This is a genomic window from Planococcus dechangensis (assembly GCF_042654465.1).
Lineage (GTDB): Bacteria > Bacillota > Bacilli > Bacillales_A > Planococcaceae > Planococcus > Planococcus dechangensis.
In genome coordinates this window covers 262,245-281,647 of record NZ_JBHSGL010000005.1, presented here as the reverse complement: position 1 = coordinate 281,647, position 19,403 = coordinate 262,245, and the positions used below count along the sequence as shown (strand labels likewise).

21 protein-coding genes and 1 riboswitch are annotated in these 19,403 nt (G+C 46.8%); of the genes, 4 read left to right on the top strand and 17 right to left on the bottom strand.

Features of this window, described 5'->3' with window-relative positions; genetic code table 11:
- Positions 1-39 precede the first annotated feature (39 nt).
- Positions 40-687 (bottom strand): TVP38/TMEM64 family protein, encoded by a 648-nt coding sequence (locus tag ACFO5U_RS04435; protein WP_377277043.1) that lies wholly within the window; start codon positions 685-687, stop codon positions 40-42.
- A complete protein-coding gene (locus ACFO5U_RS04430) occupies positions 684-2,567 on the bottom strand; it encodes an FAD-dependent oxidoreductase (protein WP_377277041.1) in 1,884 nt (627 codons plus the stop codon). The genes ACFO5U_RS04435 and ACFO5U_RS04430 overlap by 4 nt, the downstream gene beginning before the upstream one ends.
- A 192-nt stretch (positions 2,568-2,759) precedes the next feature.
- Here ACFO5U_RS04430 and ACFO5U_RS04425 point away from each other — a divergent pair, with 192 nt between their 5' ends.
- The 3 genes from ACFO5U_RS04425 to ACFO5U_RS04415 all read left to right on the top strand — a co-directional run bounded on the left by ACFO5U_RS04425 (position 2,760) and on the right by ACFO5U_RS04415 (position 5,122).
- A complete protein-coding gene (locus ACFO5U_RS04425; RefSeq protein ID WP_377277039.1) occupies positions 2,760-3,341 on the top strand; it encodes a CDP-alcohol phosphatidyltransferase family protein in 582 nt (193 codons plus the stop codon).
- 14 nt (positions 3,342-3,355) lie between these two features.
- Positions 3,356-4,453, top strand: a complete 1,098-nt coding sequence (locus ACFO5U_RS04420; protein WP_377277037.1) for an FAD-dependent oxidoreductase — start codon at positions 3,356-3,358, stop codon at positions 4,451-4,453.
- 183 nt (positions 4,454-4,636) lie between these two features.
- Complete coding sequence (locus tag ACFO5U_RS04415) at positions 4,637-5,122, top strand: DUF948 domain-containing protein (protein WP_377277035.1); 486 nt, start codon at positions 4,637-4,639, stop codon at positions 5,120-5,122.
- Positions 5,123-5,212: 90 nt separating this feature from the next.
- Here ACFO5U_RS04415 and ACFO5U_RS04410 read toward each other — a convergent pair whose 3' ends face one another.
- The 6 genes from ACFO5U_RS04410 to gnd all read right to left on the bottom strand — a co-directional run bounded on the left by ACFO5U_RS04410 (position 5,213) and on the right by gnd (position 11,698).
- Positions 5,213-6,133 (bottom strand): cation diffusion facilitator family transporter, encoded by a 921-nt coding sequence (locus ACFO5U_RS04410; protein ID WP_377277033.1) that lies wholly within the window; start codon positions 6,131-6,133, stop codon positions 5,213-5,215.
- Between the two features lie 21 nt (positions 6,134-6,154).
- A complete protein-coding gene (locus tag ACFO5U_RS04405; protein WP_377277031.1) occupies positions 6,155-6,739 on the bottom strand; it encodes a TetR/AcrR family transcriptional regulator in 585 nt (194 codons plus the stop codon).
- A 160-nt stretch (positions 6,740-6,899) separates the two neighbouring features.
- The gene (locus ACFO5U_RS04400; RefSeq protein WP_377277029.1) at positions 6,900-7,502 is read right to left on the bottom strand and encodes a hypothetical protein; all 603 of its coding nucleotides are present in this window, start codon (positions 7,500-7,502) and stop codon (positions 6,900-6,902) included.
- Positions 7,503-7,834: 332 nt separating this feature from the next.
- Positions 7,835-9,379, bottom strand: coding sequence for a gluconokinase (gene gntK / locus ACFO5U_RS04395; protein WP_377277027.1), 1,545 nt, complete (start codon positions 9,377-9,379; stop codon positions 7,835-7,837).
- Between the two features lie 63 nt (positions 9,380-9,442).
- A complete protein-coding gene (locus tag ACFO5U_RS04390; protein ID WP_377277025.1) occupies positions 9,443-10,786 on the bottom strand; it encodes a GntT/GntP/DsdX family permease in 1,344 nt (447 codons plus the stop codon).
- Between the two features lie 30 nt (positions 10,787-10,816).
- Positions 10,817-11,698, bottom strand: coding sequence for a phosphogluconate dehydrogenase (NAD(+)-dependent, decarboxylating) (gene gnd / locus ACFO5U_RS04385; RefSeq protein ID WP_377277023.1), 882 nt, complete (start codon positions 11,696-11,698; stop codon positions 10,817-10,819).
- A gap of 131 nt (positions 11,699-11,829) precedes the next feature.
- Here gnd and ACFO5U_RS04380 point away from each other — a divergent pair, with 131 nt between their 5' ends.
- Positions 11,830-12,681 (top strand): MurR/RpiR family transcriptional regulator, encoded by an 852-nt coding sequence (locus ACFO5U_RS04380; RefSeq protein ID WP_377277021.1) that lies wholly within the window; start codon positions 11,830-11,832, stop codon positions 12,679-12,681.
- A gap of 44 nt (positions 12,682-12,725) precedes the next feature.
- Here the strand turns inward: ACFO5U_RS04380 and ACFO5U_RS04375 are convergent, their stop codons facing one another.
- The 9 genes from ACFO5U_RS04375 to ACFO5U_RS04335 form a co-directional block, all read right to left on the bottom strand.
- Positions 12,726-13,463 (bottom strand): ABC transporter ATP-binding protein, encoded by a 738-nt coding sequence (locus tag ACFO5U_RS04375; RefSeq protein ID WP_377277019.1) that lies wholly within the window; start codon positions 13,461-13,463, stop codon positions 12,726-12,728.
- Positions 13,456-14,223 carry an ABC transporter permease gene (locus tag ACFO5U_RS04370; RefSeq protein WP_377279454.1) on the bottom strand — a complete coding sequence of 256 codons (768 nt, stop codon included), beginning with the start codon at positions 14,221-14,223 and terminating at the stop codon, positions 13,456-13,458. Before ACFO5U_RS04370 ends, ACFO5U_RS04375 begins: the two co-directional genes overlap by 8 nt.
- The gene (locus ACFO5U_RS04365; RefSeq protein WP_377277017.1) at positions 14,223-14,516 is read right to left on the bottom strand and encodes a thiamine-binding protein; all 294 of its coding nucleotides are present in this window, start codon (positions 14,514-14,516) and stop codon (positions 14,223-14,225) included. Before ACFO5U_RS04365 ends, ACFO5U_RS04370 begins: the two co-directional genes overlap by 1 nt.
- Positions 14,516-15,523 carry an ABC transporter substrate-binding protein gene (locus tag ACFO5U_RS04360; RefSeq protein ID WP_377277015.1) on the bottom strand — a complete coding sequence of 336 codons (1,008 nt, stop codon included), beginning with the start codon at positions 15,521-15,523 and terminating at the stop codon, positions 14,516-14,518. Before ACFO5U_RS04360 ends, ACFO5U_RS04365 begins: the two co-directional genes overlap by 1 nt.
- A gap of 128 nt (positions 15,524-15,651) precedes the next feature.
- Positions 15,652-15,761, bottom strand: a riboswitch (TPP riboswitch).
- Between the two features lie 97 nt (positions 15,762-15,858).
- Positions 15,859-16,155, bottom strand: a complete 297-nt coding sequence (locus ACFO5U_RS04355; protein WP_377277013.1) for a putative quinol monooxygenase — start codon at positions 16,153-16,155, stop codon at positions 15,859-15,861.
- 30 nt (positions 16,156-16,185) lie between these two features.
- Positions 16,186-16,614 carry a MarR family winged helix-turn-helix transcriptional regulator gene (locus ACFO5U_RS04350; RefSeq protein WP_377277011.1) on the bottom strand — a complete coding sequence of 143 codons (429 nt, stop codon included), beginning with the start codon at positions 16,612-16,614 and terminating at the stop codon, positions 16,186-16,188.
- Positions 16,615-16,720: 106 nt separating this feature from the next.
- Complete coding sequence (locus tag ACFO5U_RS04345; protein ID WP_377277009.1) at positions 16,721-17,365, bottom strand: nitroreductase family protein; 645 nt, start codon at positions 17,363-17,365, stop codon at positions 16,721-16,723.
- Between the two features lie 264 nt (positions 17,366-17,629).
- Positions 17,630-18,730, bottom strand: coding sequence for a DUF4179 domain-containing protein (locus tag ACFO5U_RS04340; RefSeq protein WP_377277007.1), 1,101 nt, complete (start codon positions 18,728-18,730; stop codon positions 17,630-17,632).
- Positions 18,705-19,253, bottom strand: coding sequence for a sigma-70 family RNA polymerase sigma factor (locus ACFO5U_RS04335; RefSeq protein WP_377277005.1), 549 nt, complete (start codon positions 19,251-19,253; stop codon positions 18,705-18,707). Before ACFO5U_RS04335 ends, ACFO5U_RS04340 begins: the two co-directional genes overlap by 26 nt.
- Between the last annotated feature and the right edge of the window lie 150 nt (positions 19,254-19,403).

Here is a 19,403-nt window from a genome sequence, read left to right as displayed (position 1 = left end):
AGTGTCACTTCCTATATCCTTTAACAGGCTATTTACCGCTTACGGTGTATTTGTCTTGTTGTTCCAGCGATTGCGGATCAAAATCGGCACGACTGTCAACACAACGAACACCGCAACAGCGAGTGCGATGATTTTCGGGTTGCCGCTGACAAAGCTGCTGCCGAGAAAATTATAGGCGAAGGTTCCTGGAATGATTCCGATGACCGTCGCCAACGCAAAAGAGGGAAAGCGGACTTTGGCGATAGCCGCCAAGTAGCTGATCACGTCGAAATTGATGACCGGTATCAAGCGGAACATCAACACATAAAGAAACCCATTTTGCTCCATTTGCGACTGGATCTTTGCGGCATTCCCTGACCATTGTTTCTTCAACAGGCTTTTGCCTAAACTGCTAGCGACGTAAAAAGATAATAGTGCCCCGAGCGTTGCGCCGATAATCGTATAAATAGTGCCCATCCAGGCGCCAAAAGCCAAGCCCCCCGCAATCGACAGCACCGAGGCCGGAAAAAAGATCAGCGGACGGATGGTGTAGACGACGATGTAGATGAGCGGCGCCCATAAACCGAATGACAAAATCCAATTTCGGATGCTGTTGGCGTCCACTTCAAAGACCGAACGGCTAAGCCAGATGATGGCCAAAACGACGACTGCCGCTATTAGCCCTTTTGCCAGTTGGCGCTTATTCATGAATTTCGCGTATGCGTGGAGATGCTGAAATATCTTTTGGCCATGTCTTCGTAACGCTTGCGGTTAACGCCTGCATCCGAATAACCGACGCGTGAAGCGGAACGGAACTCGATTCTTCCGGCTGCCTCGTTAAAATAAAATTCGATATCATCTTTGAATTTCATGACCTTGGATGTGGCCACTGCATAGACGTAATTGTCGTCGTTTTGGTGGATTTTTACGCCTTCATAGCTTTTCAGCATGCCGAGCAAGTTTTTCTTCGCTTGCGCTTTGCTGCCGTTGTAAGGCCATGACGCTACATGCTTATCTTTTTTCTGAGTTTGGGAAGAGACGGCGTTCGGTGACGATGGCACTTCCCGCAAATAGCCGTTTTTTACGCCGAGCTTCGGTTTCTTATTGTTTTTGACCGCCATATTGGCGATGCCGATGCCAGCCGCAGCGGCTGCTCCGTAAATCGCTATTTTTTCTGCCGGCAATTCGCCATCTTTGGCTTTGTTGAAGGTTTTGACAACGGGCTGATTCAATAAATTATCGACATAGACTTTCTTGCCGATCTTCACGAGCACTTCGCTGTAGGTCGGATACGGGTGAATCACTCCGGATAGTTTGCCCATATTGATGTGCAGCGTTTTGATTGTCTGGATTTGGCTGATGATTTCACCGGCACGGTCGCCTAACACACTTGCGCCTAGCACATATCCTTTCTTGTCCAGAATGATCTTCACTTTACCGATCGACCCCTTTTTTGTATTGGCGCGGTCAAGATGTGTATAATCGTGTTCGTAAACACGGATCGAATCGCCGTATTTTTCACGTGCTTGTTTTTCGGACAAGCCGGAACGGCCGAGTTCGGGATCGGTGTAGGTACACCATGTGACATGCTCGTAGTCCATTTTCCGGTTGATCGGCAAAATGGCGTTTTGAGTCGCCGTAATGCCTTGTGCATTGGCCATATGCGACAATTGATAAGGTCCGACCACATCGCCGATCGCGTAGATGCCTTTAGCGGTCGTCTCCATATGCTGGTCTACCTGGATGCGTTTGGAGTCGTAGGCCACGCCCGCTTTTTCAAGCTGATAGCCTTCGACGTTCGCTTGGCGGCCCAGTGCCACTAGCAGCCCTTCAGACGAAACAGTCGTCTCGTTGCCGTCTTTTTCGATTGTCAGCTCAATGTTGTCGCCCTGTTTTCCTGCTTTTACGGCGGTAGAAGCTGTATGGATTTTGACGCCTTCATCAACGAGTCGCTGCTGGATCATCAATGCCAATTCTTCTTCATCGTTGGATAAAATGCGCTCAGATTTTTCCACGAGTGTGACATCGACGCCGACTCGGTTGAGCGCTTGGCTCATTTCAACACCGATCGCCCCGCCTCCAAGAATCGTCATCGTTTTCGGGAATGACTGCTGGGTGAAGATCGTTTCGTTGGTCAAATACGGCACGCTGTCCAAACCATCAATCGGCGGCACCATCGGGGATGATCCCGTAGAGAGAATGATTTTCTTCGCTTCGATTTGCTGTCCTTCGACTTCCACCGTATTCGGCCCGGTAAACGTCGCGTAGCCATTCACAAAGTCGATGCCGGACTGTTGCAGCACTTCCGGGGATTCTCCCGCGTAAACGGTTTGAATAACCTCTTGGATCTCTTTCAAAATGGCCGTTGTGTCGACGGTCAATTGAGGCGTATATTTTTTCGCGTGATGGATTTCCTGCGCGATATTGATCAGCGTTTTGCTCGGGATGCAGCCTGACCATGTACATTCGCCGCCAGGCAAGTTTTTATCGATCAATACAACGCTTTTCGAGAAACCGGCTGCCGTAAAAGCAGCTGTCAAACCGGCTGCCCCTGCTCCAATAATTGCAATATCGTATTTTTTTCCCATCTCTACCAGTTCCCTTCTTATCCTGAATTAACTACATCTTATCAAAAAGTGAAAAGACTTACGCCCTCTGACCCCTCGGCATGCCGTGAATATTTTGTCACATTTGCTTTCTGTAATGTGAGGGGGATTACGGGTTCGAACCGGAGACATATTATATACTGAGACTATCTTCAAAAAGAAAAGGTGAATGGAATGCTCGATACACATGCTCGTAAACACGTACAACCACTCGTGGACAAGACTGCCGATTGGTTATTGGCTCGAGGCTTGACTGCCGACGGTGTGACGAAAATCGCTTTTGCCATCGGTCTGTCTTCAGGTGTGTTCATTTATTTGGATCAGCCTTTTTGGGCGATTTTCGTATTATGGCTGTCCGGCTTTTTGGATGTCGTCGATGGCACGATGGCACGTAAAACAAAGCCTTCTTCTTGGGGGACGCTGCTCGACATCAGTTTTGACAGGCTGGTGGAAATCAGTGTCATCCTCGGGCTCGCGTTCCGCTTTCCGGAGTCGATGTGGGTGCTTTTGTTATTGAGCGCTTCGATCATCGTCGCCATGACGATATTTTTGACAGTCGGTGCATTATCGGAAAAACAAGGAATGAAATCGTTTTATTACCAGGCGGGACTCGCAGAGCGCACAGAGGGCTTTATCCTGTTCACGTTGATGATCGCCTTCCCCGCCTATTTAACGGCACTGACATTAATTTTCATCGGCGCACAGCTATTCACCATCTTCCAGCGCATGGCAGAAGCTAAGCGCATTTTAAAGTAGACAGGAGATTCTGCATGAAAACACTCGTATTAGTCGGCGGCGGACATGCACACCTCCACTGCCTGGAACAATTAAACAATCATGCGCTAGAAGATACACAAGTGTTGCTCATCTCCGCTTCACGTTATCAGTACTATTCAGGGATGTTTTCAGGTTTTACGGAAGGTGTCTATAGCCTCCAAGACATCCGCATCGATCTAGCGGAGTTATGCGGCAAGGTTGGCGCTGTATTTATCGAAGATGCCGTGGAAACCATTGACCCTGAAAACAAGACGCTGACATGCGCCAGTGGTGAAATGTATGGCTATGATTTGGTGTCATTCGATATCGGCTCACAGATCGACATCCCAAGAAATTTCCTGAAACACATTGCATCGATCAAACCGAATTACCGTTTTCCCGATCGGCTAAAGCAATTGAGGGAAACGGCGCATCCAGTCATTATCGGTGGCGGTGCATCCGGAGTGGAACTGGCGTTGGCCATCCAAGCTTGGCGCAGACGGCATAACTTACCGCTCAATACCGTGCTGATCAGTTCATCGGCACTGCTCTTAGGACTTGGTCGAGCGTCTTCTAAAAAAATAGAAGCGGTCTCACAGAAAAAAGGCTTGGCTTGTTACACTGGCGCCAAGGTGGAATCCATAGACAGCCAAACGCTGGCAACGAGTGATGGAAAGTCAGTCACACAATCGGACGTATTGTGGCTGACCGGGCCGAAAAGCGCTGAACTGTTCACCAGCTCCGGCCTGCCCACCGATGACGGCGGCTATTTATTGGTCGATGAAACGCTGCATAGTGTAACGCACCCCGATATCTACGGCGCAGGCGATTGCGTCTCGATCCAGCGATTTCCGGGACTTGCGAAAAATGGCGTCTACGCCGTCAGGCAAGGCCCGGTATTATGGCACAATTTGATGGCGAGCCTGACCGGTGGCAATCTCAAGAAATTCACTCCTCAAAAACGATTTGTCTCGATTCTTTCCACCGGAGACGGCGAGGCATTCTTAAGCTATGGCGAAAAGTCGTTCCACGGGAAAATCCCGTGGTCCTTGAAACAACGCATCGACCGACAATTCATGAAGCGCTATCATGAGCTTTATTGTGAAAATTGAATGGTTTGTTCTATGCAAAAAATAAGCCAGTATCCCGACCGAGTTTAATCGTGTCTGGCGTGCTGGTTTTTTTGTTCGCTTTAAATTAGCCGAATTTATTCTTCGCTTGATGCTGCTGATGTTAATTCACATCCAATTTCGGGTATAGCATATCCAACCCATCTATCTGAAGGAGGAAATCATATGGATCCAATTATATGGCTCTACATAGCAATCGGAATTATCGTTTTAGGACTTGTCGTTGCGGCAATCGGTGCCTTCTTGCTTATCAAAGGCATGAAGGAACCGATGAAGGAAATGAAAGGCTCGGCGGACAATTTGAAGGGCCGTGTGGACAAGCTCATGCTCGAGACGACGCACCTTCAACATACGACCGCTGAATTAAAAGAAGACATCCAGCAAAAAACAGAGAAAATCACTTATGTGATCGATGCTGCAAAAGGCACGAAAAACTCTGTGCTCGATATGAATGCAGTGGTCCGCAATATCACTGCCGGCATCTCGACCAAAGTCGACCATGATCCTGCACACGCCGCACAAGTGAACCAGTGGAGCAATACCGCTGTCGGCCTTCTTAGCTACCTTGATAAAAACAAAGCTCCAGTACAAAGCAATACTCACTACAACCCAGAACCGGATGCTATCCAGCAGCCACCACAATCCTATTAAATACAGAAAAAAGCAGCCGCTATGGCTGCTTTTTTTCTGTATTGTCTTTATATCAGATGACTGCTTATGAAAACTTTTGCAGCATAATCCTTATAAATGAGTTTTCTTTGCCCATTTTGCATCGTGGGTAAATGACACCGTCAGCCATTTCTTATAGCCGACTGCAGACGTGTTGCGGGTAATTTCCGCCCTTACCTCATCCTGATCCACCGTCGTGACAATTTTAGATTGCGGCCCTAGAATGAAGTCTACATCGATGAATAATTTATTTCCTACCTTGGCGACCCTAACGATGGACTCCGGTATTTGATAACGTGATTCAATGGCTTGGACAGCTGTTTTAAACTCGGTTTCGATATCCCGGTCAGGTGTCATTTCAAGCACTTCCTTGAAAGACTTGGTTATTTCGCGGATAGGTGTTTTCAGGAAATACCCAACTACCAGCAAAACCATTATCGGATCGACATACGGCATCAAATATCTATAAGGCGTCAAGGAAACCACCCAGGCGGCGGCGAATCCGAACAACACGGCCGCGCTGAGCAAAGTATCCATTTTCCACTGGTTCGCTTCTGCGCGGATAAAACCCGAATTCTTTTTGTGGCGGTTCAGCATCCAGTAGACAGCGGCGCATCCAATCGTGCTGATGGCTGCGAATACGAGTGCGTGCCCAATGCTGACTTCGCGACCTCCAGACGCCAGCGACTCTATAGCAGCAGAGATGGCTGCAATACAGAGCACCAAGATGATGGTGTATTTCACGATAATGACCAAGGGCTCCAACATTTCTTTTCCGTATGGAAAGCGCGCGGCATCACTTTGTTGAATATAGCGCGCGACGATCAATGACATTAGCGACAGCAATACGCTGATGAAAGAATATGCGCCGTCGAACAAAATGATTTGAGAAGAGATGGCAATCCCCCAAACAATGCCGACTAACGCAAAAATCAATGCAGCAATCACCGATATCCATAATAATTTTTTCTCGTTAATTGATTTTCCAAACATATTGCACCTCATCGATATGGTTTATGAATGAGAGTCAGTCAGTGCATTCGCTATAAAAGCAATTACTTGTTGTTTGTGAATGGCGGTATCTTGCCCGCGCTGGTTCGACAAATGAAAATTTTCTGCAGAAGTTTCCATGACATTGATGATCATGCGTGACAATGAATGCAATTCCACATTGGCCGTACAAGCCCCCTTATCTTGTGCCGACTTCAATTGCTGCTCCAGCCATTGATAATAAGGCTGGTAAATTTCCTCCCACAGCTCAAAAGAATGGTAATACGCCATGCCCGAATAGCAAAACAAAATCATTTCTTTATATTGTTCGGTCAATTCGAAAGTGACCTCGACCATCATTTCGATCGTTTCGAATATGGCAGCACCCGGCTTGTGGCGGGTTTGGACTTCGGATAATAGAGCGGTCAAGATCCTCCTTGCAATCGCAGGCACTACCGCGCTTTTAGAATCAAAATAAAGATAGAAAGTTCCTTGTGCCACTCCCGCTTCTTTGACGATTTGCGAGACCGAGGCTTTTTCAAATCCTTTTTCTTTCATAATATGGATGGATGCGCTGACGATCAGTTCATATTTATTGTCATCTTTCACTTATCATTCCTCCTAATAAAAAAATGACTGACTGTCATTTTAGTTCTTAGTATAGCGTATCCAGCGACCTTTCTCAAATGCTCTGGCTCGTTCTTTTCAATCAAATCTCTAACTGAAAAACCACGCAAGCACAAAATTGCGCTGGCGTGGCCTCGGTAAACTAAACCTCTAGTTCCTCGTCCAATTTAAGTACATCTGCTAATTCGGATACAGGAATATGCGTTTGGCCATCCTTTAATGCTTCAAAAGATAAAGTCCCGAGTTTTGTACCGACATAAAACTCCCCGATTACACCATCCAGCAGGATAAAACACGCAGCAATGTATTCGTCCTCTTTGGTTTCAGTAAATCCTTTAATGTAAAAAACCACATCCTTGTTAATCTCATCGACGATTTCAAAATAGACATCGTCACGCGATAGCTCAACATCACCGAAAGTGACCGTAAATTCATCAGCGTTCGGTTGGCGGAATGCAATAATTTTAAATCGTTCCAGTTCAGGTGCAGAATCGTATAAATCCAATAAATCATCGAAAGCTTCCACCATTCCATCTGCGCTAAGAATAAATTCTCGTTTGCCATCGATCAATTCGTGGCTGAATTCATAGGCGAAATGCTTATTGACCTTTTGCAGGCGGTTGTATAAAACATTCATTTCCTTTTCGCGGTTTTGCTCCCCTAATTCATAATAGGTGTGTTCGTTCTCCACAAACCAATTCCAAAATGAATCAAACTTATTTTTCCGATTTCCAAACCATCCCATCGTGCTATCCCCTTTTACATACTGATGTTTATTGAAGTACCGCTGTTCATGAACCGCCTTTTATTCATCGCTCCCTGATACGAGTTTGCTCTCGCGACCTATTTGCCGGTACGTATTCGAAGTATCCTGAACTCGATTCCAATTGAGGTCTCCACTGCAAACTATCAAGCATATGCAGAAGAGAGATCGTTCAAAACCCCTTTCCACATGCCCTATATCAAATATACTCATCAAGCCTGAATATATCCAGAAAATTCTAGAAATATATTAAAGACATTGACTATGTGTTAAAAGCAAAGCCCACAACCGAAATCGGCTGTAGGCTTAGTTTTTTATGTCATATGTTTTCGCTGGAAATCGGAAATGCTTTCGTATTCTTCTGTCAGCAAACGTGATAATCGGATATAGATCGGCAGAAGTTCACGATAAATATCGCTCGCCTGCTCTTCTGGATAATGCGTATGTGTGCTGCCGATCATTTCGGAGACGATGCTGAAATCCTCGATTTCCCCAGTCGCATACATGCCAAGAACTACTGCCCCAAGACAAGAGCTCTCGAAGCTTTCCGGAATGATGACCGGCTTATCGAATACGTCTGCCAAAAGCTGCCGCCATAACTCAGAGCGCGCAAAGCCGCCGGATGCTTGAATACGCGCGGGTTCGCCTGTCAATTCTTCAACCGCGAGCAAAACCGTGTAGAGATTAAAGACGATGCCCTCTAATACGGAGCGAATCATATGCTGTTTCTGATGATGGATGCTGAGGCCGAAAAACGACCCGCGTGCATTGGCATCCCATAGCGGTGCGCGTTCCCCTGTCAAATACGGATGGAACAATAGTCCATCAGCTCCAGGTTTAACGGTGGCTGCTATTTTCGTCAACACATCGTATGTATCAATTCCGAGCCGTTTCGCGGTTTCCACTTCAGAAGAAGCGAATTCATCGCGCAGCCAGCGCAAAATGATGCCCCCGTTGTTGACCGGCCCACCGATCACCCAATGATTTTCCGTCAACACATAACAGAAAGTCCGCTCTTTCGGGTCGGTTTTCGGCACCGGAGAAACCGTGCGAATGGCGCCGCTCGTGCCGATCGTCACGGCAATGACGCCGGGATCGATGGCGTCCACACCCAAATTTGCCAATACCCCATCACTTGCCCCGATGACAAATGGAATGTCTTCCCGGATGCCCATGAATGTGGCGAATTCTGCTGCCACTCCTGTAAACTGCTGGGTGGTCGGCACGAGTCGCGGTAATTCATCACTTGTGACGCCGGCAATAGCGAGGGCACCTTGATCCCAATCGAGCTGTTGTAAATTAAACAAACCCGTGGCAGAGGCAATCGAATGATCTTCTACGTATTCACCGAAAAACTTATGGAACATAAAGCTTTTGATGCTGATGAACTTTGCCGTTTCGCGGCAGATTTCCGGCTTCTCGTCTTGTAGCCAAAGCAATTTCGATAGCGGCGACATCGCATGGATCGGTGTTCCGGTACGCAGGTAAATTTCATGGCCATTCAAATTATCTTTGATATGCTTTGCGTGTTTCGAGCTTCGCGTATCCGCCCACGTAATGCTATTGGTCAAAAGCGCCCCATCGGCGTCCACGGCGATCAAACTGTGCATTGCCGAACTAAACGAAACCAACTTCAATGATTGCCGGCTAATGCTGCTCTTTCTTAGTGTTTCCCGGACCGCTGTCAGTACGGCTCTGAAAATCTCCTCTGGGTCCTGCTCTGCCGTCAATTGGTTCGGCGTGTGCAGTGGGTAGAAAACCGTATGGCTCTCTTTAATTTGTCCGGATTTATTGAACAGGACAGCTTTTGTGGAAGTAGTTCCAATATCGACCCCTAAATAATAGGATGGTTCTGGCATAATATTCTTCCTTCCTTATAGCAGAAAAAGAAAAAGGAAAGTTCCCTTTTTCTTTTTCTAACATCATGTAATGAAAAAACTTAATACTAATACTACCACGAAACCGGTTAGGCCGATGATGGTTTCCATGACGGTCCATGATTTCAAGGTATCTTTGACGCTCATCCCGAAATAGCGGTTGACGAGCCAGAAACCGGAATCGTTAACGTGAGACAAGACGGTCGCACCCGCTGCGATCGAGATGACGATCAAGCCAAGAGCAGGACCTGTCATGCCGACGATTTCCAGAAGCGGCGCGATCAATCCGGCTGCAGTGACCATGGCCACCGTCGCCGAGCCTTGCGCCACCCGGACGGCAGACGCTATGAGGAATGCCAGAACGATCGGCGGCAATGCCGAGTCGCCCATCATTTCACCGAGTACATCACCGACACCCGAGTCGATCAAGACTTGTTTGAACACCCCACCGGCTCCTGTTACGAGGATGATGATCCCTGCAGGTTCGAGCGCTTTAGTTGCGATGTCCTGAACTTCCTGACGGGAATAGCCTCGGCGTGTACCAAGGAAATAAAACGTCAGCATCGTGGCAATCGTTAAAGCTACAAAAGGATGGCCAAGGAAAGTCAAGATTTCACGAACTTGATTTCCTTCTTCCAAAACAACAGCCGATAAGGTATTAAATAAAATTAGTACTAACGGAATCAAAATGAGTGAGATAATCATGCCAAAACTCGGCAACTCCTTATCGTACTCCTGTTCTTTAATATCCATATAATCCGGTATCGATAATTGAATGCGCTTACCTATGTAGCGTCCAAAAAGAGGGCCGGCCAAAATCATGGAAGGAATCCCCGCGAGTATCCCGAACAAAATGACCCAGCCAAGTTCAGCACCCACCAGTTCGGCAACTGCGATCGGTCCCGGTGTCGGCGGGATAAAGCTATGCGTGACAGCAAGACCAGCCAACAGCGGTATTCCGTAATGCAGAAGCGATTTTCCGGTCTTTTTCGCCAAGCTGTAGACAATCGGCACGAGAATGATAAAGCCGACATCAAAAAATACAGGTATTGCGACAATAAAGCCGGTCACGCCGAGCGCCCACTGTGCTTTGTCTTCCCCGAATTTGCCGATCATCGTAGCGGCCAAACGCTCAGCGCCACCCGAAACTTCCAGCATCTTCCCGAACATTGCACCAAGTCCGACGACGACAGCGACAAATCCAAGCGTGCCGCCCATACCATTTTGAATCGATTGAATGACTTCACCGAGCGGCATCCCCGCTGCAATCCCGAGCAATAAACTTACCAGCAATAACGCAACAAACGCATGCAATTTTGTGCGCATCACCAAAAACAGCAAAATGAAAATACTCGCTAGCGCGATCATGATCAATGTTGAACCATCCATTTGATTTCCCCCTTATCAGATGAGCATTTTTTATTTTTTAACAACGGCGTGACCGCCGAATTCATTGCGCAATGCTGCGACAACTTTTCCAGTAAACGTGTCGTCTTCCTGCGAACGGTAGCGCATCATCAGTGACATCGTGATAACCGGTGCCGGCACATTCAAGTCCAGTGCTGTTTCCACCGTCCATTTGCCTTCTCCAGATGAATTCATAACCCCTTTTATGCCATCAAGCTTTTCATCTTTCGAAAATGCATTTTGCGTCAATCCCATCAAATAAGAACTAATAATCGATCCATTGTTCCAAACGCCCGCCACTTTTTCATAATCATAGTCAAATTCGCTTTTGTTTAGGATTTCGAATCCTTCTGCAATCGATTGCATCATGCCGTACTCGATGCCGTTGTGAATCATTTTCATGAAATGTCCGCTGCCGGGTTCGCCTGCATAGAGGAAACCGCCTTTTACGGAAATATCACGGAATAAAGGTTCGATGTCCTTGAACTTTTGGGCGTCTCCGCCGATCATGGCACAGATTCCGTGGCGCGCACCTTCTGTTCCCCCGCTTGTTCCGCAGTCAAAGAAATAAATTCCGTGTTCTTTTAATCGTGCAGCCCGACGGACAGACTCTTTGTAATTAGAGTTGCCGCCGTCAATGATGGTGTCGCCTTTATCCAACAAGTCCACCAGGTTCCCAATGACAGATTCGGTGATTTCCCCAGCAGGTACCATGAGCCAGATAGTCCGCGGCGCTACTAAGCTTTGGACCAGTTCCTCCAAGGTACCAGCTACTTTGAAATCGCTTACTTCTAACGCGGTCGTGTCATGCCCTATCACTGTATGGCCATGGTCTGTTAAATTGAGCGCAAGGTTGAACCCCATCTTGCCCAAACCGATAATTCCGATTTCCATCGTAAAACCTCCTGTGAAATAAAAGAATATTTTTCCTTAATGGATTTAGTATATCAAATATTTTTCCACATACAAGCATGTTATGATAGAAATATAAAAATACTCCAAGCGACAGAAAGAGGCGTGGCAGGATGAAAAAACAACAATTCGCTTTAGCGGCCATCCGCGGCAGCTACCGGACTTTCAGCGAAAAGGAAAAAAAGATCGCTGATTATATTTTGAATGACCCGCGTAATATTATTCATTTAACCATCAATCAAATCGCCGACGAGTTGAGCTTGGCTGAATCGACAGTCTTCCGCTTTTGTCAGCGTATCGGCTTTAAAGGGTTTCAAGCGTTCAAAATCGCTCTCGCCGCTGAAGTGGTGACACCGTTAAAAGATATCCATGAACAGATCGAAGAAGGCGACAATGTCAAAACGGTCGCGGAAAAGGTATTCCGTTCCAACATCAAGACAATGGAAGATACATTGCAGATTCTTGATGGTGAAGCTTTGAACGATGCGGTTGTTGCTGTCATGTCCGCTCGCAGAATCGAGTTTTTTGGAAACGGCGGTTCAGCCATGGTGGCAATGGATGGTTATCATAAATTCGTGCGTCTCGGCCTCCACGTCGCAATGAACCTGGATGCCCACCTGCAGCTCATGTCCGCGTCCCAACTTGCTAAAGGGGACGTTGCCATTGTAATTTCCCATTCTGGAAGCACACGCGACCTATTGGAAGTGCTGCACGTATTGAAAGAAAAAGATGTGACCATTATCTGTGTCACAAATTTCGCGAAATCTCCCCTTTCCAAAGACGCCGACATTGTCCTGTACACCTTGTCAGAGGAAACAGACTTTCGCTCGGAAGCATTGGCTTCACGCATTGCACAGCTCAGCCTGATAGATGCGCTCTATACGAATGTCATGATTGCACGCGGTGAAGAAGGAAAAATCGCCCTTCGCCATATGCGCGAAGCGATGTCGCAAAAACGATTATAAAGAGAAAGCAAAAAAGCTGGAACCTTTACCGGTTCCAGCTTTTTTTACTCATGTTTTTTCAACACTTTGTATATGTCCCTTTTAAATCGAAGGAACTCTTCCGTCAAAGTGATGCTTGCTTCCCTTGGCCTTGGGAAATCCACTTGGAACTCGGCAATCACATTCGCTGGTTTTTCTGATAGCACCAGAATTCGGTCTGCTAAAAATACCGCTTCCTCTATATTATGTGTGACAAAGAGAATCGACCTCTTATTCTGATGCCAAATATCAAGCAGCCATTTTTGCATTTCAGAGCGGGTAAATTCATCCAATGCCGAAAACGGCTCATCCAGCAAGATGAGCGGCTGTGGGCTCAGGAGGCTGCGGATAAAGGCTGCACGCTGCTTCATCCCGCCCGATAATTGATACGGATACGATTGCTCGTATCCTGACAGTCCTGCTTTCTCCATCATTTGCACCGCCGCTTGCTGATCTTTGCGACCGGCGATCTCAGCCCCTAACAACACATTGTCCAGCACGGTGCGCCAAGGAAGCAGTGACGGGCTTTGCGGCATATAGCTGACGGAGCCTTTTTGGCCGTTGATGTTCTCGCCACTCAACCGGATGGCACCTGTATCCGGTTCGTAAAGTCCACCGATCAAATGAAACAATGTGCTTTTGCCGCTGCCGGAAGGGCCGAGCACGGCGACAAATTCTTCTTCCTGGATTTGCAGCGACAGCTCTTTCAATACTTCAGCCCCGTCGAAGCTTTTAGTCAATTGCTCAATCACCAATTCAGCCATTCGCATTTCCTCCCCTGATCGTTTTCCAGCGGATGACCCGCTTTTCCAATAACACGATCGCCGCAAAAAATATCATGCTCAAACACATGATCAACAGGATCGCGACAAATACTTGCGTCGTTCGGAATGACGAAGAGGCCAGCGTCATATAGACGCCGATGCCTTCCTGCGCCCCGAGCCATTCGGAAATGACGGCGCCCATGACGCTATAGGTCGCCGCAATTTTCAAGCCTGAGAAGATCGACGGCATCGCATGCGGCCATTCGAGCTTCCAAAAAATCTGGTGTCTGTCAGCTCCGGCCATTTTCATATAATGCAGCAATTCACCGCTTGTCTGCCTAAACCCATCGAGGGCGGCGATGGTGATCGGGAAAAAGCATACGAGAATGATGATGATCAGTTTCGGCAGCAAGCCGAAGCCGAACCAAATGACCAACAGCGGCGCCAAAACGATAATCGGGATATTTTGCGATAAAATCAGCAAAGGATAAAAGGTCTCCCGCAGTTTCGGCACGAGATGGAGGATCATCGCGACGCCAAGCCCGATCGACGATCCGATGAAAAAGCCGAGGATCGACAAACGAATCGTGGCAAATAAATGCCCGCTATAGTATGGCCAACTGTTTACCGCTTCCAGCCCGATTTGATAAGGTGTTGGAAGCAGCCAGTCCGGCACTTCAAAAATCGGCACTAGCAATTGCCAGATGATCAATAAAAGGATGAGGACCAAAACTGGTCTCCATCCCTTTCGCACAATCATCACGGCCGGTATTTCTCCGTCAATTTATCCATCGATGCGCCGCTCGGCTGATACAGCACTTTGATTTGTGAGATGACGTTCGAACTGCCGCCTTCAATCATCGCCTCGTTCATTTCCTCGACGATTGAAAACAACTGCGCCAGATCTCCTTCCATTGTCGTCTCCAATGGATTGACTTGGTACTTCACGCCTGACTTTTCAATAACGGCGATCGCTTTGTCCACATACGGAATCACGTCTTCCCCATTTTTCGTTTTCGGGATGATTTGAATACTCAATAGTGCATTGCCCATCAGCTTTCCTCCTCCGGTAAAAATTCATTGGTGTATGCCTGCTCGACATCCAGTTCCTCGTCCAGCAAGCCATTGTCGAACATCCAGGCAGCGTAATCCGCCCAAACTTGCTCTTGCTGTTCGCCGAATCTTGTGGCATCGTCCTGATATTTCGGCGACAACCACTCTTGGCTCGCTTTCACCAGCTCCGGGTCCAAATCCGGTACTGACTCGATGAGGATGTCCGCTGCTTGTTCCGGCTCATCGATGGCGAATTCATAGCCTTGGGACACCGCTTTCGTGAATGCCCGAACCGTTTCCGGATCTTCTGCAATCATGTTTTCATTGGTCATCAGGATCGGGGTGTAATAATCCAGTTTGTCCGAGAGATCCATCAAATACTGCATGTTCAATTCATCGCCGCGCAGTTCCGCTTCAATCCCCGTCCAGCCATAGTAGATCCAGGCGAAATCGATGTCGCGCTCGACGGCAGTGAAAAAGTCGCTATTGCCGATATTGACGATGTCCACTCTTTCTACATCTGCGCTGTCTTGCTCCATGATAGACCCGAGCACCGCTTTTTCGACCGGTGCCCCCCATCCGCCGTAAGTTTTTCCTTCGTAATCACTCGGCGACTCGATGCCTTTAGATTTAGGCGATGCAAACCCGGATGTATTGTGTTGGATAAGCGCCGCGATGGAGACAATTGGAATGCCTTGGACTCTCGCTTCCGTCAAACTTTCCTGTGCGCCGATGCCAAATTCCGCCTGGTTGGCAGCTACCAATTGATTGGCGCCCGCTTCACCCGGCAAGATGATTTCGACATCGAGCCCTTGTGCTTCAAAATAACCATTTTGCTGTGCCACGTATAAACCGGTATGGTTGGTATTCGGCGTCCAATCCAAGACCATCGTCACCTCTTTCAAGCCTTGTTGTTCATTGGCCACATCACTTGCCGTGTTTTCCGCTTCGTCTGTGCATGCTGCCATCAACAACACCGGTACGATGACAAACGTCCATTTCTTCATATTATTTCCCCCTCTGAATGAATTCATAAAAGATGATTTCAGGAGCTGAGTCAGGGGACATATCCAATTGCGGATACAAAAAAGCGCCCAAGGTTAGAGAAACCTTGGGCGCATATCATCGCAGAATAGACCGATTTGAATATGTTCCCTCCGCTGGTATTAGCCAGTTCAGGTTCCAAGGGTCAATATCTCACGGATATTCTCTCAATCGGCAACACCGATTCCCCCACATGTGTTTTATGAAATTTGCATTTGTCTTTCAAAGACTATCTTGTCATAGTTGACGAATATGTTCAAGCTCTGTCTGGCATCTCGCTTGAACAAACGAGATTTCCTTACATTGGGACAGCTTCACCGCTATAGACTTTGAGTTCGATCGGTGCGCTCATGAACCCAGTCGCTTTTTTGGAGAATGCCGTGAAATGCTCGCTTGAGTTATGGGCTTCGATCGCTTGCGCATCTTTCCATACTTCAACCATTGTGAAATGACCCTCATGCTCGACCGATTTCATCAAATCGTATTGGATATTGCCTTGTTCTTTACGGGATGCTTCTATCAGAGTTTTACTTTCGTTTAAAAAGGCTTGTTGCTGCTCAGGTTTCACTTGCAAATGTGCGTGAATAATCATCATGTGATTTCGCCATCCTTTAATTTATATTTTTTAATAATCAACGATATTGTCTTGCATGCGTTTGAGCATATCACTAAGCGCATCCACTTCCTCAGTAGTGAAGTCGTGGAGCATTTGTTTGACGAAGCCCATATTCTCTTTCCGGTATTCGATGATGCGCTCGCGGCCTTCATCGGTCAGGCTGACAAAAATCACGCGGTTGTCCTGTGGATTTCTGCGTTTTGTGACCATTCCACTCGCTTCGAGTTGCTTCAAATGGCGCGTAATCGCGGCGCCGTCGATATTGACCAATTTCTGGAGCGTCGACTGGTTGATTTCATCCACTTTATACAGTTGGGACAATAGTTCAAAGCGCGAGGCACTGATGCCTGTGCAGCGCTCAAACTTGGGGCTGATCTGATTGGTCAGGCCCTTAAACTGGTGCAGCACTTGTTCCTGCTTTGAAAATGAACACGGCATAGAAAGACCTCCTAAATAATCGATGAAGTCAATTGATAGCTGTGCCCACTATTCATTGACCAGTCAAATATAATACATAAATCTTGGATACTCAAGGTCGGCTAGCTTAGCTCCAAGTCGTGATCGTATCGACCGGCAAGCGGTACGACTGGAAGCCTTCGTTTGCGGCTTTACCGATCGTAAGGAGCATGACTGGCACATAGCGCTCTTTGTCCATGCCGAATGTTTCCGCGATTTTTTCCTTGTCGTAGCCACCGATCGGGTTGGTGTCATAGCCGAATGCACGGGCAACAAGCATCAATTGCATGGAGACAAGGCCTGAGTCCAATAGCACGATGTCTTTCATCTGCTCATCAGACATGCCTTCATATAAAGGTTTGAAGTATCCGAGTTGGAAATCCTTCACATCTTCTGGCATATAGCCATGTTCTACGGCTTTTCCATAAATTTCTTCTGCATATTCGTAGTTTTTCCGGTCGCCGAATACCGCAATCACCGCAGATGAGCTCATCACTTTGTCCAAGTTGAATGAAGCAAGCGGCGCAAGCTTTTCTTTTCCTTCGTCGCTGTCGATGACGAGGAAACGCCACGGCTGCATATTGATGGAAGATGGCGCTTTGGCTGCCTGTTCGAGGATTTCCGTCATTTCCTCGCGGCTGATTTTGACTGTCGGATCGTATTGCTTAATGGAACGGCGTCCATTGACGATTTCATTGAAATCATTGGTTTTCTGGTTTTGTAAAGTATTCACACTAAATTGCTCCTTTTTCACTTCTTATTTCGAAAGGTATTTAATTGACCCCTCATTTATTGAGGGCTCATTTAATATAAACCCATTGGATGAGATATGCAACTGGAAGCAATCGGCTTGTTAATTTCAGATGAAATTTGTTAAAGTAAAAGACTTTTCAGGTTTCAATGAGTCCAGTTGTTGGGCGTCGTTACTTCTATAAACCATTAGCCTCCACACGGCAAAACCCGCCACGGTGTGTTAACCGTCGCGGGTTTTGTCCTTTTACTCTTCCTCTTCTGGCTCTTCAAAAACCGGGAACACCGGATCTTCTATAATTCGATAGCTTCCTTCGAGCATATTGATTTCCAGCGCGTCAAACTCTATGCGAATAAACTCTGGATCTTTCCCCTCCTCCAAGCGGCTGACGTGGCCGAATGGATAAAACGTCAATGAGGTGGCCAAAGGATCAAGTCCTCTCATTGTGGCTGTCCAGAAGATGTCCTCCTGGGTAATCGCTCCTCCATAGGCCGCCCCTCCATTATGAGGTACTCGGTAGACATTCCCCAAATTATCTCCGGCTATTAGTTCAACCTCAACGTTTTCCCACACCTCCAATAAAGCTGGATCCACCAATTGTTGATAGGCGATATTCACAGCAATATCTGTAAAAGTCACTTCTGTGAAGTGAATGGACACACCGCCTTCTGTATTAATCTCATTGAGCATAATAGGATCTTTCTTCAATTGATCAACAGCAAACTCGAATTTCCAGTCGCCTTCAATTTCTCCATTTTCGGTATAGAGGCTCTTTGGCTCCCACAGCACATTGACTTGAGCTGCCTCACCGTCGAGATGAGGAATGGTATTGATGCCGACCAAGCCATCTTCTGTCAATTTCCAATCCATCGATGCATTCACGCCCTCGGCTTCAAGCAATTCAGGGAAACCTGTAATGCGTGTTGATTCATCCAAATCCCTATCCGCGAAAACAGTATAAGTAAAAGTAACATTCGTGCCGTCATATACCGCTTGATCAATAGAAATGGTTACGCCATTGCTGGATTGGGACAATTTCACTTTTTCGCTAAAGCGCTCATACTGCAATAACCCCTCTTCTTCTTCTGCAAAAATTGAAAATACATTCCCGATGACAGGCACTTGTGTCATATAATTAGCAAAAACTGTAGAAGTAGAAAGAGTTGCAGTAAACAAACCGACAAACAATAAGGATGCCGCGATCGCCGGAATCAACCAGTTACGCCGTTTTTTGTTCTTGGGAGCACAAGTTTCAAAAAATGCATTGTCAATAATAGCCTCCAAACGATTTTCTGGTATTTTGATATGCTCCATCGCCTTTTTAATTGAATTCTCGTTGCCGTTCATCTGCATACACTCCCTTCAAATCTTTTTTCATCAATGCCAGCCCGCGGTGAATCAGTGTTTTCACTGTGCCTTCAGGGCATTCCATAATCACGGCAATCTGCTTAACGGTAAAGTCCTGGTAATACCTCAACATCAAAGCGGTTTTATGTTTTTCAGGCAGTAAACTTAAAGCATTCGCAAGATCCAAATTTTCGGCGACATCAACATTCAACTCATTATCTATTTTCCGCTGCTCCACTGCGTCCATCAACACCAGCTTCTTGTTTTTCTTTAAATGCGCCAAAGCCTTGTTTATGCAAATGCGGGTCAACCAAGTTGAGAAATACAATGGTTCTTTCACTTGATGAACAGATTCAATGGCTTGAAGAACGGTTTGTTGAAAAATCTCCAACGCATCTTCTTCGTTATTCACATATGTATAAGCCATTCGATACAAGCTTTCTTTTTGCGATTTTAACAATTGCTGAAGGGCCATACGGTCTCCTTGGATCGCCGCTGAAATCATTTCTTCATCATGCTGCATTCACTTCAACCTCCTTTGACTATTAGAGAAAGCAGCCCCTTAAAACGTTTCAATTATTTTTGGTTAATCAGTAAAAGATTACCATGTCGCAATCAATGATCCTCTCTTTTCGATAATGGTCTGTATTTTCATCCACGCCACTATGGCTTT